Here is a 17443-nt window from a genome sequence, read left to right on the forward strand (position 1 = left end):
TACAGTCTACACTGTATGACAAATGGAGAATATTTATGGCAGACGGGGGCTTGTCCACCACAGGAATGGATGACAGAAGGAAACGAGCTTTTCCTGTTCATTACAACCCTTGATTGACCCATATAAACAAGACACTGTGAACGATGACAAGGAATGGGAAGCCCATCGCAAATAATCTGTGCTTCGTTTTATGTCTATAAGTCTTCATGGCGATATAAGAGCCGATGCTTCCTCCTATGATGGCAACGGTCCATAATGTCTGCTCCTTGATCCTATATTCATGTCTCTCTGCTTTCTTCTTGTCGCTCCTCATGAGACTGAAGCCGATGATATTGATGATCAGGATATAAACATAAAGAACACTCAAAAATGATTCCATGTTCAACAACTCCTTTTATAGATTCGTACAAATTATAAAGAAAGGACTGACCCATCAGGCCAGTCCTTTTAATCTGCTTGCACGAATGCAATCAGATATTACTTGTTAAGTTGAGCTTTAGCAGCTTCTGCTAATTGGTTGAATGCTTTTTCGTCAGCAATCGCAAGCTCAGCAAGCATTTTGCGGTTTACTTCGATACCAGCAAGCTTCAAACCGTGCATTAAACGGCTGTAAGAAAGACCGTTCATACGAGCAGCCGCATTGATACGTGTGATCCATAATTTACGGAAATCACGTTTCTTTTGGCGACGGTCACGATAAGCATACATGTATGATTTCATGACTTGTTGGTTTGCTACTTTATATAAAGTGTGTTTTGAACCGAAATAACCTTTTGCTAACTTAAGAACTTTTTTACGACGTCTGCGTGTTACTGTTCCGCCTTTTACGCGTGGCATAATAATTCCCTCCTATTTCTTACGTGCTTTTTATTTTAGGTTGTCAAGCATATGACGAATGCGTTTGAAATCTCCTTTAGAGACAACAGCTGCTTTACGAAGTTTACGCTTCGCTTTAGTAGATTTGTTTGCGAATAAGTGGCTTGTGTAAGCGTGAGAACGTTTAAGTTTACCAGAACCTGTTTTCTTGAAACGCTTAGCTGAGCCGCGGTGAGTTTTCATTTTTGGCATGTGCTTTTCCTCCTCGGGTCCTTTATTTTTCGTTAACTGGTGCTAGCACCAAGAACATGCTGCGACCATCCATTTTAGGCTTTGATTCAACAGTTGCAAGATCTTTGCACTCATCTGAGAAACGATCCAGTACACGTTGACCAATTTCTTTGTGCGTGATCGCACGGCCTTTAAATCGGATTGACGCCTTTACTTTGTCTCCTTTTTCAAGGAACTTGCGGGCGTTGCGAAGCTTGGTATTGAAATCATGCTCATCAATCGTAGGGCTTAAGCGCACCTCTTTAAGGTTGATGATCTTCTGATTTTTACGTGCTTCTTTTTCTTTCTTTTGCTGTTCAAATTTAAACTTTCCGTAGTCCATGATACGGGCAACGGGTGGTTTGGCATTTGGAGCAACAAGAACAAGATCAAGATTTACACGTTCAGCGATTTCAAGGGCTTCATTCTTGGATTTGATTCCAAGCTGCTCGCCATTTTGATCGATAAGACGTACTTCACGGGCACGAATGGTTTCGTTTAAGATCATGTCTTTGCTAATAATTAGCCACCTCCAAGGTTTATTAAAAGAATACAACGGCTTTGGTCTCAGGCACCCGCACGTTTTTGTTTGCACAAAAAAAGATGCGAGTGTCGAAACACCCGCATCTGATTATAAAGCATATATAAAAAAAGCTTTAATAGTCATTATCATACCTGGTAACTGCCGATCGGCGTCATTCAGGTGAGAAGCGGGTAGCTTCTTCTTGTACCAAACTGTATTCAATTCACCTTAGATACTATATCATATGACATAAGTGATGTCAAACAATCGTTTCTGATGTCACAACGTTTCTTATAATATCAGACATCTTACGGTTGTGCAATAGTTTTTTTGAATTGTTGGTTTATACGGGGGTTTTTGACCCCAACGTGTATTTAAGAGGGGGTGGGGGTCGAAGTGGAAGAATAATGGTAAATCTTTCGGTTCTTCATGAGAATCTTTCAGTTTTCCCTTGGAATCTTCGAGTTAAGAGCATTAATCTTTTACTTTTCACTGAAAATCTTTTAGTTTTCAACGATAATCTTCCAAATCACATTATCACGACACGACCAATCCATGCAGGCATGGTTCCCTGTACAACTCAACCCGGTTCAAACACAACATTAATCGTAACAAAACAAAGAACGGACCCAAAATCAGGTCCGTCCACACAATCATTTATTATCTTTTTGCTTCTTTCACAATTTCTTCAACAAATTGATCCAATGAAATTGTTTCAGACTTTTGCTCTCCGTATTTACGGACGTTCACGGCACGGTCTGTAATTTCATTGTCACCCAATACAAGCATGTATGGCACTTTGCTCATTTGGGCTTCACGGATCTTATAGCCCATTTTTTCATTGCGGTCATCGATTTCTACACGAAGTCCTTCTGCTTGAAGGCGCTCTTTCACTTCTTTCGCGTAGTCGAAGTGGATCTCAGGGGATACAGGGATCAGCTGCACCTGAGTAGGAGCGAGCCAAGTAGGGAATGCCCCTTTGTATTCTTCGATGAGGAATGCCACGAAACGCTCCATTGTCGATACGACACCGCGGTGGATGACGACTGGACGATGCTGTTTGCCATCTTCCCCTACATAAGTCAGATCAAAGCGCTCGGGTAGAAGGAAGTCAAGCTGGACAGTTGATAACGTTTCTTCTTTACCAAGAGCTGTCTTCACCTGTACATCAAGCTTCGGTCCGTAGAATGCAGCTTCTCCTTCTGCTTCGAAATACTCAACATCAAGCTCATCCATTGCTTCCTTGATCATGCCTTGTGCACGGTTCCACATCTCATCATCATCGAAGTACTTCTCTGTATCTTCCGGGTCACGGTATGATAAGCGGAATGAATAATCCTTCAAGTCGAAGTCTTTGTATACTTCCTGAACCAAACGGACCACACGCTTGAATTCTTCCTTGATCTGATCAGGGCGTACGAAGATATGTGCATCATTCAATGTCATTCCACGTACACGCTGCAGGCCTGAAAGTGCCCCGGACATTTCGTAACGGTGCATCAAACCAAGCTCTGCGATACGGATCGGCAGTTCACGGTAGCTGTGGATATCATTTTTATAAATCATCATATGGTGCGGACAGTTCATTGGACGGAGAACAAGATCCTCGTTGTCCATTTCCATCACAGGGAACATGTTTTCCTGATAGTGATCCCAGTGTCCGCTTGTTTTATAAAGGTCTACACTTCCCATAACTGGAGTGTACACATGATCGTAACCCAGGCGTTCTTCTTTATCAACGATATATCGCTCGATGATGCGGCGTATAGTCGCTCCTTTTGGAAGCCACATCGGAAGGCCCTGACCTACTTTTTGTGAATTCATAAACAGGTTCAGTTCTTTACCGATTTTACGGTGATCACGCTCTTTCGCTTCTTCCAAGATGCGGAGATGCTCGTCCAGATCCGCTTTCTTGAAGAAAGCAGTTCCATAAATACGCTGGAGCATCTTATTGTCGCTGTTTCCGCGCCAGTAGGCACCTGCAATGCTCAACAGCTTGAATTCTTTGATTTTATTTGTGGATGGGATATGGATACCACGGCAAAGATCAAAGAACTCTCCTTGTTCATAAATCGAAACCTGTTCACCTTCAGGAATCGCTTCAAGAAGTTCGAGTTTGTATTCATCTCCGACTTCTTCATAGATCTTCTTCGCTTCATCTCGGCTTACTTCTTTTCTAATCACTTCAAGATTTTCACCTGTGAGCTTCTTCATTTCCTTTTCGATAAGAGGAAGGTCTTCAGGCGTAAATGTATGTTCGGAATCAACATCATAGTAGAAGCCGCCCTCAATGACAGGACCGATTCCAAGCTTAGTGTTAGGATACAGGCGTTTGATTGCCTGAGCCATCAAGTGAGCGGTACTGTGACGAAGGATTTCGAGTGCCTCGGCGCTGTCCGGCATGATGATTTCAATCTTCCCATCTTCCATGATTCCTGTACGCAAATCGATCAATTCGTCATTTATCTTACCTGCAATCGCCTTTTTCTTTAAGCCTGGGCTGATCGATGCAGCTATGTCCTCAGTACTTGTTCCTTTGGGAAACTCCTTCACATTTCCGTCCGGGAACGTAATGTTAATCTGTTCAGACATGTGTGTTCACTCCTTTAAATTTTCTCATTTATTTTTTGCAAAGATGTGGGTTTTACAAGCATTCAATAGAACCAGTAAAAATAAATTCGAGCTTGCTCCAGCTGTTGATTGGAGTGCAAGACGAAGACTCCTATCAGAAAAGCGGAAGGGCTTTGCCGAGAGGCGGGTGGCATAAGACAAATCGTCCATGAAGGCGCGCTCTTTGCCTTCTTGGTCGGTTTGTCTTATGACATGTGCCTCTAAGCCCTGCAGCTGGACAGTTAAGTCCACTTCAAGGCTTGCCTCAGGAGGCTCATCAACCGCCCGCGGAAAGCGAAGTCTTGAACGGAAATCAACAGCGGTGTTTAGAGCCAAAACAAAAAACCCCGCCCCTTCATAACTGAAGGGACGAGGTTTATAGATATACTCGTGGTTCCACCCAACTTCTCATCCTCTGCACAATGCAAAGAATGACTTCATTGAAAACGAATAACGACATTTAGCCGTCAACCCTTAATGTGGCAATCTGCGCCTTTTCAGGATCGAAGTTCAGAGGTGGTAAATATTACTGTCGAATTAGGAAGCTTGCAGCCATGACTCCCCTCTCTGTGAATCGAATAGGAATATTATTGTCCTCTTCATAACCTTTACTTTATTGACTTATTATGTAGGTATTATAATCGGTTATGCTGTCAAAAGCAAGGCCAAAAGGTAAAATGTAACTTCCTATTCATTTGCGATATCGATCGATGGATAAAGGAGTGTTTCCGGAAAATAATGGAGGGGAAGAAGATCAATCCGCTCCTCAAAAATATTTTGAAGTGTTCTTACCAGGTTATGCTCCCCGCTCCCATAGACATATATTTTTTCAGGGGCCATGGACAACAGCGGTGCAATCGTATATGAATCCACATAAAGAGGATGATTGGTCAAGAGCCGCTTATCAATGAATTTGCTGAGTTCTTCTCTTGATACTTCCTTCATATTTTCATCAAAAAATCGAAATCCGAATTCCGTCGAGTAAAGGTGAATCGTATCCAGCTTCTTCTCCCTCAAGGCTAAATATTCCCTGAGCATATGAATGAACATTTGATATTCCTGTTCCATTTTATATTCATCAATTGCCAGTTCCACCATTTCTGTAATCCTGAGCTGCAGCTTTTTCAATCTGAATGTACTGAAGGAATCAAATGATACAGGTGTATGTCCATCCAGTAACAAATCCAGGCTCTCACTGACAAAGGACGGTTCGTCCCAATTTTCAAGCAACTGATCCAGTTCGGGCCGTTCTCCCATCCTCATGTCGGTAACAATTTCGAGGATTTGTTCAATCTCATGGGCATCTTCGTAATAAAATTGGTTCCTCAGAATTTCTTCTGCCCAATCGATGCACTTATCAAAAAGGATGAACTCTGCTGTTCCTTTAGTCAGTCTTTCTTTTCCGTTATACGAAGTTGAAATATCTATAGTAAGGTTATAGTGGGTTTTATGTTGAAATAGCGTTTCATGGAACCATGATTGCAAATCATATTTGGTCAGGCATTGTTGAAGCTTTAATGCATCATTTTTCTGTCTGAAAATGAATTCGATCAAACTTGCTCCCCTCCTTAAAGCCGGAATCCCTGCTTTATATATATGGGGGGCTTGTATGAATTAGAAGTTTGATTGTGAATTAATTGATAATGTTTTAATTGTTCTGATATCACCGCTTTTGATTTCCGTGCAAGACTTCGCTTTCCGCGGGTGACCCGTGAGCCTCCTCGGCTTCGCCTGCGGGTAGAAATGCGGAGGGGCTTTGCTCAGAGGCGTGTGGCATAAGGCGACCCGTCCACGAAGGCGCTTTTTGCCTTCATGGACGGGTTGACTTATGACATGTGCCTCTAAGCCCCGCAGCTGGACTGGTCTCACATTGGCCACTACTCCCGCAGGAGTCTTCGTCTTGCACTCCAATCAACCGCTGGATAGAGTCAAATACACTAGTTCTTTTTATGTGAATTCACATTCAAACTTAAAAGCATTCACTATTTCAGTTAATTAAATAAAAAAGAAAAGGCAATCACACCTTTTCTTTTTTTCAACCATTCTATTCTCTTCTGTTCCGGCCGTCGATGAGGACAGGTTTGGCTAGGTATTTTATTCTTTCCATGATTCTTGCAGCTTTCAGTTTCTCTTCTTCCCCACGTTGAGTGTACGTCAAATGATGAGTCAACTCGTCAAAATTAAAGTTTGATGTGAAGAATGTAGGCAGGTTTTCAAGCATTCTGTACTGCAGGATGGTTCCGAGGATTTCATCCCTTCCCCAGCTCGACATTGTTTCTGCACCGATATCATCAAGCATTAAAACAGGCGCTGATTTGACGGCATCAAGTTTCTCATTAAGAGTCTGATCTCCAAGTGATTGCTTGATTTCACGGAAAAACTCCGGAACATATACAATCATGGAAGCCACTTTATTCTCGGCGAGCTCATTTGCGATCGCCCCGAGTATATAGGACTTCCCAACACCAAACTTCCCGTAAAAGTAATACCCTTTCATCCGTTCATCAGCTGAATAATTTTCCACGAAATTCTTCGCCAGACGTACGGCTTCCAATCTGCTCTTCGAATCAAGTTCGAGTGTCGAGAAAGAAGCTTGAAGAATATCTTTCGGTACATATAGGCTCTTAATCAGTTTTTGAGAACTTGTCCGTTCGTCATGCACCACTTTTCGCGGGCACCGGTGATATTCGATATCGATTGTGTTCCCCCGGATGACCAGGTGAGGATCGTATCCCTGCATCATATTTTTACATTCCTCCAGAGATGGACATCCCCTGCACTCCTTACTTTGAGAAATGTATTCATATAGTTTCATCAGGCTTTCATTCACCATGTCGGATGTGACTTGATCACGATGCTTGCTGATGAAGTCTCTCACATCCTGATTTTCCAGGATTTCTTTTTTCATTTTTTCATAGCGCTGCTGAAATGAACTAGAAGCCGCCAGTTTTTTTAGTGTATTATTTATTTTTTCCACCTTGTCATTCACCTACTTCCTGAAATTCTTCAATTCTTCTTCAAGCTTTTTCTTCTCTGCTTCAAAGTCGTAATCATCATTCTCGGAAGGAGGGATTTTTTCATCCGTGCTTCCTCCCTCCTGGAACCACTCCGGCAGTTTTTCTGTACGGATTGGTTTCCTTCTTCTCGATTTGTTTTCTTTTTTCCCCTGAGCCCAATCAAGGTATTGCTGGTGCTCTCTTTTAGCGAGATCCATTGCTTGTCCGGCTGTCGTCACTTTCTTGCGCGCCCAGTGGGAAGCAATTTTCTCCATATACCCTTTTGTGAGCTTCATATCGGTTTTTAAGAGAACATACTGGATAAGAACATTCATGACACCTATCGGAAGCTTCTGTGACATCAATACTTCCTCCACAGCTTGAAGATCGGACTTGGAAGGATTGCTTCCGTTTGATATATCCGCCAATACATCCTTAGGTGACGTGGTTTCAAGATATTCCAGGAGCTCATCTTCCTTTGTAAGCGGCTTGTCCGTCTTTTTAACCTCTCTCTGAGACGAGACGCGTGCTGCCAAGTCAGGCAGCTGGTCCCCAGTTTGGAGCTGATACCAATCCCTCGCTGCTTTCCTTAACATTTCAAGGTCAATTTCGTCTTCAGAATCCATTGAGCTTAACACGAGGTTTTTCATTTGCAGGGGGTTGATACCGTATAAATAGCTTAATTTAATGACCGTTTCTTTTACATTCACAGTGAATGCTTTTCTTGGTACCATAGCCTCTGATAGGCCCGAGAGCAGTAACTGAAAATCAAAATCCACCTTATCCAGGGGCAGTTCGGATCCTTTCTCATATTGAATGAACTGCCTTCCGGAGCCAGTTCCCGAATCAGCATTTGCATCATGCTGCAGGAAGTTGATGTTCTGTTCTGAAGTGAAAACATCCTGAAATGAGCGGGTGATTTCACTGTACTGATCCTTTTCTACAGCCTGATCGGTAAAGAAATTTTTCAAACGTATATAATGGGTCCTGCCGATTTTCTGATAAAGATACACATTCAGCATGCCATCATGAAAGAATTCCTGGGGTGAGAGCGGTCTCTGTAATTCATAAACAAATCTGCGCTCCCCGTCGTTTTTCTTCTCATATACCTTCAATAGCCCGATGCCTTCAAGCTTCAACCTTGCCTCATACACTTCCTGCAGGTTTAACGAAAGAACGTTCATCAAATGATAATGGGCAGATTCCATGGACCATAACCTGTTTTCCTCGACTTCCCCCCATAAGCTCATGAACAGGCTGTAGGGGACAGCACCGATTAACGGCTGATATAGAAATGTAATGATCTTCCGGTCATATTCCTGAAGCATCCCATGTGTCGCAACGGTGTATTGATCGATCGGCTGTATTTCATTCCAATGCTTCTTCATCGTCTGATTCTACCTTTCAAAATTATAAGCTGTTTACTCTCGTACTTGGACAAGAGGTTGAATTTTTAACTCTACCAAGACGAAGCAAGGTTCGTTCATTTGAAAATACCAAAACTCCGGTAACTTCATGTGGTTAAAAAGACAACACATACGTAAAGAGCGAAATAATAACGAGAAAAAGAGCTAAAGAATGTCTCTTCAGCTCACCTCTTTACTCTTTTTTTATTAATTCTTTTAATTCATCTATAAACACATTGATATCCTTGAACTGTCGATAAACAGATGCAAACCGTACATACGCTACTTCATCAACCTTTGCGAGCTCATCCATCACCATTTCGCCGATTTTGACAGATTCCACTTCTGACGCACCCTGGTTTCTGAGCTCCTTCTCAATATCCATAGAGATTTTCTCCAAGCTTTCCAGAGGGACAGGTCTCTTTTCACACGCCTTGATTAATCCCCTGAGGATCTTTTCGCGGCTGAATTCCTCACGAACGCCTTCTTTTTTCACGACAATCAATGGAAGCTCCTCCACTTTTTCGAATGTCGTAAATCGGAAATTGCACTCTTCGCATTCTCTTCGTCTTCTGATCGAGCGTCCTTCGTCAGCGGGACGGGAATCGACTACTCGGGTCCCATTATGCTGGCATGACGGGCATTTCATAATATCAGCTCCGTTTTAACAAACTATTACTTTTATCATATTAAAAAGCTGTCATTTAAACAAGCTTATTACGGAATTACCGTTATTTTACCTTTGTCAATTGACTATTCAGCCTTCCATAGTAATGTCTGATCTGAGCTTTCAACACTGTATATGTACCAAAAATCTTTCCTTTATCTGCACTTACCTTGAAGTCGACCGCTGTTTCAAGGGGGCGGACAGTGATCACGGTTGCGACGATAAAAAGACGCGGCGTCCCATTTTTCCTTACCGTAATTTCTCCTCGTTCCTTAGATTCTGAGATGACCTCATATTCTGAAGAAGAAAATAAGTCAAGAACGGCATTATATGCAGCTCCATGCATTGATTTATAATAGTGAGAACGCAGATCCGGATCTTCATGTTTATCCGATGTCTCACATTCTGATTGAAATCTTTTTAATAGGGTTTTTAATCCACTCATTTAACTGCCTCCCTTTATTTACCCTTATTTTACACGAAAAATGGTGAGTTGGAAATTGGTGATGGTGAATGGCGGACCCTTTTGGGAGTTTGGATGTGAGTGTGGGGAAGAGCAGGTTGCGAATTTCGGAAAGTGATTCGCGAAATTGTCGTATTTTGAAGAATGGCAGATATATTGAATTTTTGGCAGATAAAACATCTTTTTGGACGATAAACAAAAATAATGGCAGATAAAATGAAAAAACGGCAGATATCCCACCTACGAAGGTTTCAGCTGCATACAAAGCCCCAGCTTTTCATTTCAAGCACCTTCCAAGTCGCATTTAACGCTACTAGCAAGACCAATCCTCAGTAAAACACATCAAAAAAGAGATGCACCATCATGCATCTCTTTACGTTATCGCTATTAAAGTGCTTGAGCCTGTGATTTTTTCACTTGAACAGGACCCATTCCACGAGGCAGCTCGATTGTTTCGCGAGTGTCTGCACCAAGAGCTTCTGCAATATAATCAGCAGCAATATTAGGGTCTAAATCACCGCACGTGTATACATCGATACTTGCATAACCATGTTCAGGAAAACTGTGAATGGTTAAGTGTGATTCAGAAATAATCACAACACCGCTCACACCTTGAGGAGCAAATTTGTGAAAGGCTACCTCACGGACTTCAGCACCTGATTTAAGTGCAGCATCTACAAACGTTTTTTCAATTCCTACAACATCATTAAGCTTTTCGAAATCACAGCCCCAAAGTTCTGCGATTACATGACGACCCATTGTTTCCATTGATCGTTTCCCCCTTTGACATAATTTTTTTCGTCAAAATGAACGAATCCCTTAGCAAAATCTTAACTACCACGGGGGAAAGTTAGTCCGAAGAGGTCCTAACCCTTTAAGTAGCTAAATCAGTATTCATCTGCCATTAAGAAGTTCACGAAAAATAGTATACTTTGTTTGATATTCTTTTGCAATAAATTTTTTAAAAGTTTTTTATGGTTCTTAATGCCGCTGTTGATTTCCGTGGAAGACTTCGCTTTCCGCGGGCGGTTGGTGAGCCTCCTCGGCTTCGCCTGCGGGGTCTCACCTAACTCGCTTTTCCCGCAGGAGTCTTCGTCTTCCACTCCAATCAACAGCTGGATATACCTAATCCAAAATCCTTAACAAATGCTCCATCTAACACCTATCTTTCATGGCTTTAGATCATTGATTTGGAAATATTTTCTCAAAAGAAAAGAACGCCCCGGAGGACGTTCGAATGATCTTCCTTATTGTTTTTCTCGATTCTTTCAAACATTCACTTCTGTTTTGACATCCATTTTTGCCGCTACATATTTAGCAAGGTCGACGACTCGGCAGGAATAACCCCACTCATTGTCATACCATGCAAGCACCTTTACTTTACGGTCGCCCATCACCATCGTCGATAATCCGTCAATGATGGCAGAGTGCGGGTTTGTGTTGAAGTCGATTGATACTAATGGTTCAGTTGTATACTCCAAAATTCCTTGCAATGAGCCCAAAGATGCAGTGATGAATGCTTCATTGATTTCTTCTGCCGTTACGTCTCTTTTCACGTCTACCACTAAGTCAACAAGTGACACATTTGGAGTCGGCACCCGAAGAGCCATTCCGTGCAGCTTTCCTTGTAATTGCGGAAGCACGAGTGATAACGCTTTCGCAGCACCTGTAGTAGTAGGAATGATCGACTGGCCGCAGGCTCTGGCTCTGCGAAGGTCTTTATGTGGATTATCGATATTCTTCTGATCATTTGTGTAGGCATGTACGGTTGTCATCAGTCCATTTTCAATCCCGAACTGTTCATCCAGCACCTTGGCTACAGGAGCCAGGCAGTTAGTCGTACAAGATGCATTGGAAATAATTGAATGCTCCTCGATATTTAATGCGCTTTCATTTACTCCCATGACAATCGTCACATCTTCATTTTTCCCTGGAGCTGTAAGGATCACTTTTTTCGCGCCGGCTTCCAGGTGAAGACTCGCTTTTTCCTTGGAATTGAATTTCCCGGTTGCTTCGATGACAATATCGATGTCCAATTCGTTCCAAGGCAATGCTTTTGGATCACGATCACTTAATAATTGAACTCTCTTTCCATTTACGATGATGGCATCATCTTCAGTCAGTACTTCGGCATCGAATGTGCCATGATTTGTGTCATACTTAATTAAATGTGCCAGTGTCGCAGCGGGGTAACTTGCGTTAATTGCCACAACCTCTAAGTTTTCTTCCAATATCGCTTTTCTGAAAACCATTCTTCCAATACGTCCAAAACCGTTAATCGCAATTTTCGCCTTCATAAATCCGGCTCCCCTCTATATTAATGTTATACTTATATGTTCATTAACTAAAAATAGTATAACATATTTAGAGAAATAGTTAATAAGTAATTTGCGGATTTTAAATGTTTTATTATTCTGACAAATATATATTCTTTTTCTCCCCCAAAAATGAACTTTTATAAAAATTATGGAACCTATTCAACCGAGTCCGTTGATTTCCGCTCCAGGCACTCGCTTTCCGCGGGCGGTCCGGGAGCCTCCTCGTCGCTATGCTCCTGCGGGGTCTCCCTAGACTCGCTTTTCCCGCAGGAGTCGAGTGCCTGGAGCTCCAATCAACTATGTAATAAAATCTCCAATATTCTCTAATTGAGAGAATAAAATAACAATAACTAAAAAACCGACAAGAATAAAATTCCTGTCGGCTTTCGTTAAGTATTATGGTCTCAAATCCCATTCATTAATCATCTTTTCGAGCTGCTTTTCTGTTTCTTCTATTGTTCCATTGTTGTCTATGACGGCATCGGCGAGTCCGACTTTGTCTTTAAGCGGGAATTGGGAAGCGATTCTCGATGAAGCTTCTTGTTCGGTGAATTGATTCCGTTTCATAAGTCGGGATAATTGGGTTTCTTTGTTTACATATACGACGATTGTCCTGTCGACCATCCATGTCAAGTCACTTTCATATAGAAGCGGGATATCCATGATGATCGTGTTTTTCCCTGATTCTACGGCCTGCTCCTTTTCTGAAAGCATCAGGCCGCGCACTGCCGGATGGACGATGCCATTCAATTTCCTTCTTGATTCTTCGTTATGAAACACAATATTGCCGAGTTTTGCACGGTCGATTGTTTCGTCTTCCTCTTGGAGGATGCTTTTGCCGAACTCCTCGACTATTGCGAGGTAAGCCGGCTGTCCGACCTCCACCACCTTGCGTGCAGCAAGATCGGCATCGATCACAGTGTACCCTTTTTCCTTAAGCATATTTGATACGGTACTTTTGCCGCTCGCGATACCGCCTGTTAAACCTAGAATAATTGCCATGACTATCTACACGTCCTATCTTCTTAAAAACGTAGAATTCCAATAAGTATCAACAAAACACCCGGCAGGAAAGAGACCCGGTGGATCCACTTCAAGTGGGAAAAGAATTGCCCCATCTTCAAGCCGGAAGATAAGAAAATAAAGCTCATACAAAGTATCGCCACGGCTAATAGAAGAGGGGAGAAATCTAATAGAGCCGCTCCGATGCCAGCTCCGAATGCATCCAGCGAAAGCGCGATCCCCAGCATGAACGCTTCGATTCCGGTAATCGTCCCTGAACGGTCAAAGTCCGCTGTCAATGGTCTCCTCAGAATTTGAATGACTAACCCGATGGACTTGATTTCAAAATTGATCAATGTTTTCTCTTCTGATGGGTGATGGTCCGCCGCTTTTTCTGGTCTGAAAAACTGATACAGGACAGCTGCACCAATGGCGACAAGGATGAGCCCTCCTATTCTGCCGGCCCAAACCGGGGTGATGATGGATTGAATCGCCCCGCCGACCATCATGGCCGCTAGAAGAGAACTTGCCGAACAGACAGAAATGATACTGATTGACTTTAACGGAATTCTTACTTTTCGTAATCCGTAAGTTAAACCTGTGCTAAAGCTATCAAGACTTACAGCAAATGCAAGCAGTAACAAGGAGAATATTTCAGTCATCTAAAAGCCCTCCCAAAAATCATTACAATACTATATGGCAAGGGCTTATCAGATGTTAAATGTCTTTAGGCTTATTTAGCTTTCTGGCATCGGGGACAATAGTGGGTCCCTCTGCCAGCAGAAACCTTCTTTTCGATGGGGGTACCGCATACTCTGCAATCTTCGTCTTTTCTGCTGTATACAAACAGGTTCTGCTGAAACATCCCCATTTGTCCCTGTGAGTTCACATAAGACCTGATTGTGCTGCCGCCCATCTCTACAGCTTCTCCCAGCGTCTCGATGATGCAGCGGTGGAGTTCATTCATTTCTTTCCTGGTAAGCGATTTTGCTTTTCGATCGGGATGAATACCCGCCCGGAACAATGCTTCATCCACATAAATATTCCCGAGACCCACCAGTACTGATTGGTCCAATAAGGCAGCTTTTACGATTCGATCGGTCTTCTTCAGTTTCTGATGAAGATATTGAGGGGTAAACTCTTCGTCAAAAGGTTCCGCCCCCAATTGAATCAGGGGTCGATGGAGAAGTTCTTCCCCTTTTTTAAAAAGATGCATGGTACCGAATTTACGGACATCCCGATACCTGAGCTCTGTTCCATCGGTAAAATGGAATATCACATGGGTATGTTTTTCAACGGGATCCTGCTCATCATAGAGCCCATACTTACCTTCCATTCTCAAATGGGAAACCAGGGACACTTCGTTCAAATAGAAGATTAAAAATTTTCCCCTTCGCCTCATTTCAAGTATTTCCTGTCCCTTGAGAGCATGGATGAATTCTTCAGTATCTTCGGGATGTTTGATCATTTTAGGCCAGAAGACAGACACGTTCTTTATCTTTTTTCCGAGAACAAGCATCTCCAGCGTCTTTCTGACGGTTTCGACTTCAGGAAGCTCAGGCATGCCGGGCACCTCCTCTAGACTCAGTTATTTGGCATCGTACCAGGTAGGTCCATAAGAATAATCGACCTTGAGGGGAACCTCCAGTTCCATCGCGTTCTCCATCACTTCCGGTACAATTTTCTTCAGTGTTTCAATTTCTTCTTCCGGTGCTTCAAAAATCAATTCATCGTGCACCTGCAATAATAGACGTGATTGAAGGTTTTCTTCCTTCAGACGGGCTGCCATATCAATCATCGCTTTCTTGATGATATCAGCTGCACTGCCCTGAATCGGTGTATTCATGGCTGTCCGCTCTGCAAAGCTTCTCAAATTGAAGTTTCTGCTCGTGATTTCGGGAAGGTAGCGGCGGCGGTTCAGCAGCGTCGTAACAAACCCCTTCTGCTTCGCTTCCTGAACGATATCATCCATGTACTCTTTGACACCCGGGAAGCTTTCTAAGTATTTCTTAATGAATTCCCCTGCTTCCTTACGGGTGATATCAAGGCTCTGTGAGAGTCCGTAGTCACTGATGCCATATACAATCCCGAAATTGACCGCTTTCGCATGGCGCCTCATATTGGATGTCACTTCGTCCTTCGTTACGCCGAAAACATCCATAGCTGTTTTCGTATGGATATCCATGTCATTCCGGAACGCTTCGATGAGTTTTTCGTCTCCCGCGATATGAGCAAGCACCCTGAGCTCGATTTGAGAATAATCGGCTGCGAACATCACCCAGCCTTTTTCTGAAGGGATGAATGCCTGGCGGATCTTTCTTCCTTCCTCAAGTCTGATCGGAATGTTTTGCAGATTCGGATCGATTGAACTTAGTCTGCCTGTTTGTGTCAGTGCCTGATTGAAACGTGTATGAATTTTGCTTGAGTCTTCATGTACCACTTTCAATAGACCTTCCAGGTAAGTGGACTGAAGCTTTCCTAATTGACGGTAGTGCAGAATGTAGTCAATGATTTCATGCTTTGATTGGAGTTTCTCCAGTACATCCGCGGATGTTGAATATCCTGTCTTGGTTTTCTTGACGACAGGCAGTCCCAGTTTCTCAAAGAGGATGACTCCAAGCTGCTTAGGAGAATTGATATTAAAACGTTCACCGGCCAACTCATGGATTTTCTTCTCAAGCTCTTCAATCCGGTTTCCGAGTTCTTCTTTCATGTCGGTCAGTCGCTGCTGATCGACCTTTACTCCCGTATGTTCCATTTCAGCAAGGATCAACGCCAAAGGAAGCTCAAGCTCCGTGATCAGTTCGGATTGATTGTTCTCCTCAAGCTCCTTCGTACACACTGATTTCAGTTCAAAGAGAGCCTCCGCTTTCCTCGCTAAGTGCTCTGAAAGGACGTCTTCTGACGGCACTTTCTGTTTAGCTCCTTTACCGTATACCGCTTCATCGGTATCCACCGCAGGAAGGCCGTGGGCTTTCGCGATTGCAGCAAAGTCGTCACCTGAAGCGGATGGATTCAGGATATAGGAAGTCAATAATAAATCGAATTCGATCCCTTTCACATCGATGCCGTGTCTTTTTAATGAAACGATGGTCTGTTTCGAATCGTAAACATATTTGATGTTTTCATCGCTTTCCGCCCATTTTTTAAAGTCTTCCGATTCCAGTGCTGCATCCAATGAAAAGTAGAATGTACCTTTATCGTTGTGCAGACTCAATCCAATGATGGATCCGAGATGGTAATTGTCTTCGAGCATCTCGATGTATAATGAACTTTCTTTTGCTAGGTGTTTTTCTTCCACTTTTTGAAGGGTTTCAAAGGAGATCGCTTCCAGATCCTGTGCTTCTTCCTGAGGCGTTTCCCCCATTTTTTCGAGCAGTGAATTGAAGCCTAAATCTTTGAATACTTCTTTCAGCTTGGATGTATCCATACCGGTGAAATCCAGCTCGTCCACTTTGATCTCGATCGGGGCTTCCCTGAGAATGGTAGCCAGTTCCTTACTCATGACGGCTGATTCTTTATTTTCCTCCAGCTTTTCCTTCAATTTTTTCCCGCTTACCTTGTCTATTGATTCAAGAAGGTTTTCAACCGAGCCGAATTCCTTCAGGAGTTTGATTGCTGTCTTCTCCCCGACACCGGGAACGCCTGGAATATTATCGGAGCTGTCCCCCATCAGTCCTTTCATATCGATGATTTGATCAGGCGAGATCTCCCACTTTTCCTTGATATGATCAGGGGTATAGACTTCAAGATCCGTGATCCCTTTTCTCGTGATGCATACGGTCGTTTTATCCGTGCTGAGCTGAGTGAGGTCTTTATCTCCAGAGAAGATCTTCACTTCATAGCCGTCTGATTCGGCTTGGAGGGAGAGCGTCCCAATGATGTCATCAGCCTCATAATTTTCTTTTTCGTAGCGTTTGATGCCATAAGCATCAAGGAGTTCCCTTATATATGGGAATTGCTCTGACAGCTCAGGCGGAGTTTTCTGCCTTCCGCCTTTGTATTCTTTGAATGTCTTATGTCTGAACGTGGTTTTGCCCGCATCGAAGGCAACCAGGATATGAGTGGGCTTTTCGTCTTCCAGCACCTTTTGCAGCATGGTGGTGAACCCGTACACTGCATTTGTATGTACACCTTTATCATTATTCAGTAAGGGCAGGGCAAAAAATGCCCGGTAAGCGATACTGTTTCCATCGATCAATACTAACTTCTTCGTCATAAACGAACCTCCTCTAAAAGGGTTGAGTACACTTTAACTTTTTATTTATGCCGTCCTGAAATGGAACAAATTTATTCTATGTCATCCTCTTTCATTCTATCATGTCGGAGGGAGAAAGGAAAAAGCGGGTGACACTCAGGAAAAAAATAAGCC

The 17443-nt window shown here is 43.0% G+C and carries 17 protein-coding genes and 1 other annotated feature; all 17 genes read right to left on the reverse strand.

The window, feature by feature from the left end:
- Positions 1–100: 100 nt before the first annotated feature.
- The gene (locus ACUXV2_RS14350) at positions 101–379 is read right to left on the reverse strand and encodes a DUF1294 domain-containing protein (protein WP_446243865.1); all 279 of its coding nucleotides are present in this window, start codon (positions 377–379) and stop codon (positions 101–103) included.
- A 98-nt stretch (positions 380–477) separates the two neighbouring features.
- Entirely contained in the window at positions 478–837 is a 360-nt protein-coding gene (rplT, locus tag ACUXV2_RS14355; protein WP_032087388.1) for a 50S ribosomal protein L20, read from the reverse strand.
- A gap of 30 nt (positions 838–867) precedes the next feature.
- Positions 868–1068 (reverse strand): 50S ribosomal protein L35, encoded by a 201-nt coding sequence (rpmI, locus tag ACUXV2_RS14360; RefSeq protein ID WP_032087387.1) that lies wholly within the window; start codon positions 1066–1068, stop codon positions 868–870.
- 22 nt (positions 1069–1090) lie between these two features.
- Entirely contained in the window at positions 1091–1594 is a 504-nt protein-coding gene (gene infC / locus ACUXV2_RS14365; protein WP_341986306.1) for a translation initiation factor IF-3, read from the reverse strand.
- Between the two features lie 83 nt (positions 1595–1677).
- Positions 1678–1819, reverse strand: a sequence feature (ribosomal protein L20 leader region).
- A gap of 450 nt (positions 1820–2269) precedes the next feature.
- A complete protein-coding gene (gene thrS / locus ACUXV2_RS14370; RefSeq protein ID WP_446243866.1) occupies positions 2270–4201 on the reverse strand; it encodes a threonine--tRNA ligase in 1932 nt (643 codons plus the stop codon).
- 24 nt (positions 4202–4225) lie between these two features.
- Positions 4226–4555, reverse strand: a complete 330-nt coding sequence (locus ACUXV2_RS14375) for a hypothetical protein (RefSeq protein ID WP_446243867.1) — start codon at positions 4553–4555, stop codon at positions 4226–4228.
- Between the two features lie 351 nt (positions 4556–4906).
- Positions 4907–5773 (reverse strand): putative sporulation protein YtxC, encoded by an 867-nt coding sequence (locus tag ACUXV2_RS14380; RefSeq protein WP_446243868.1) that lies wholly within the window; start codon positions 5771–5773, stop codon positions 4907–4909.
- A gap of 490 nt (positions 5774–6263) precedes the next feature.
- Complete coding sequence (dnaI, locus tag ACUXV2_RS14385) at positions 6264–7196, reverse strand: primosomal protein DnaI (RefSeq protein WP_446243869.1); 933 nt, start codon at positions 7194–7196, stop codon at positions 6264–6266.
- Positions 7197–7208: 12 nt separating this feature from the next.
- A complete protein-coding gene (locus tag ACUXV2_RS14390) occupies positions 7209–8603 on the reverse strand; it encodes a replication initiation and membrane attachment family protein (protein ID WP_446243870.1) in 1395 nt (464 codons plus the stop codon).
- A 211-nt stretch (positions 8604–8814) separates the two neighbouring features.
- A complete protein-coding gene (nrdR, locus tag ACUXV2_RS14395; protein ID WP_446243871.1) occupies positions 8815–9270 on the reverse strand; it encodes a transcriptional regulator NrdR in 456 nt (151 codons plus the stop codon).
- An 82-nt stretch (positions 9271–9352) separates the two neighbouring features.
- Complete coding sequence (locus tag ACUXV2_RS14400; RefSeq protein WP_446243872.1) at positions 9353–9733, reverse strand: cytosolic protein; 381 nt, start codon at positions 9731–9733, stop codon at positions 9353–9355.
- A 405-nt stretch (positions 9734–10138) separates the two neighbouring features.
- Positions 10139–10519, reverse strand: coding sequence for an adenosylmethionine decarboxylase (gene speD / locus ACUXV2_RS14405; protein WP_446243873.1), 381 nt, complete (start codon positions 10517–10519; stop codon positions 10139–10141).
- A 500-nt stretch (positions 10520–11019) separates the two neighbouring features.
- Positions 11020–12048: a glyceraldehyde-3-phosphate dehydrogenase gene (locus tag ACUXV2_RS14410; protein ID WP_446243874.1), complete on the reverse strand. Its 1029-nt coding sequence runs from the start codon at positions 12046–12048 to the stop codon at positions 11020–11022.
- A 417-nt stretch (positions 12049–12465) separates the two neighbouring features.
- A complete protein-coding gene (coaE, locus tag ACUXV2_RS14415; protein ID WP_446243875.1) occupies positions 12466–13071 on the reverse strand; it encodes a dephospho-CoA kinase in 606 nt (201 codons plus the stop codon).
- Between the two features lie 23 nt (positions 13072–13094).
- Entirely contained in the window at positions 13095–13733 is a 639-nt protein-coding gene (ytaF, locus tag ACUXV2_RS14420; RefSeq protein ID WP_446243876.1) for a sporulation membrane protein YtaF, read from the reverse strand.
- Between the two features lie 71 nt (positions 13734–13804).
- Entirely contained in the window at positions 13805–14635 is an 831-nt protein-coding gene (mutM, locus tag ACUXV2_RS14425; protein WP_446243877.1) for a DNA-formamidopyrimidine glycosylase, read from the reverse strand.
- 24 nt (positions 14636–14659) lie between these two features.
- The gene (gene polA / locus ACUXV2_RS14430; RefSeq protein ID WP_446243878.1) at positions 14660–17290 is read right to left on the reverse strand and encodes a DNA polymerase I; all 2631 of its coding nucleotides are present in this window, start codon (positions 17288–17290) and stop codon (positions 14660–14662) included.
- Between the last annotated feature and the right edge of the window lie 153 nt (positions 17291–17443).

The sequence above is a fragment of the Rossellomorea sp. NS-SX7 genome (assembly GCF_052828565.1).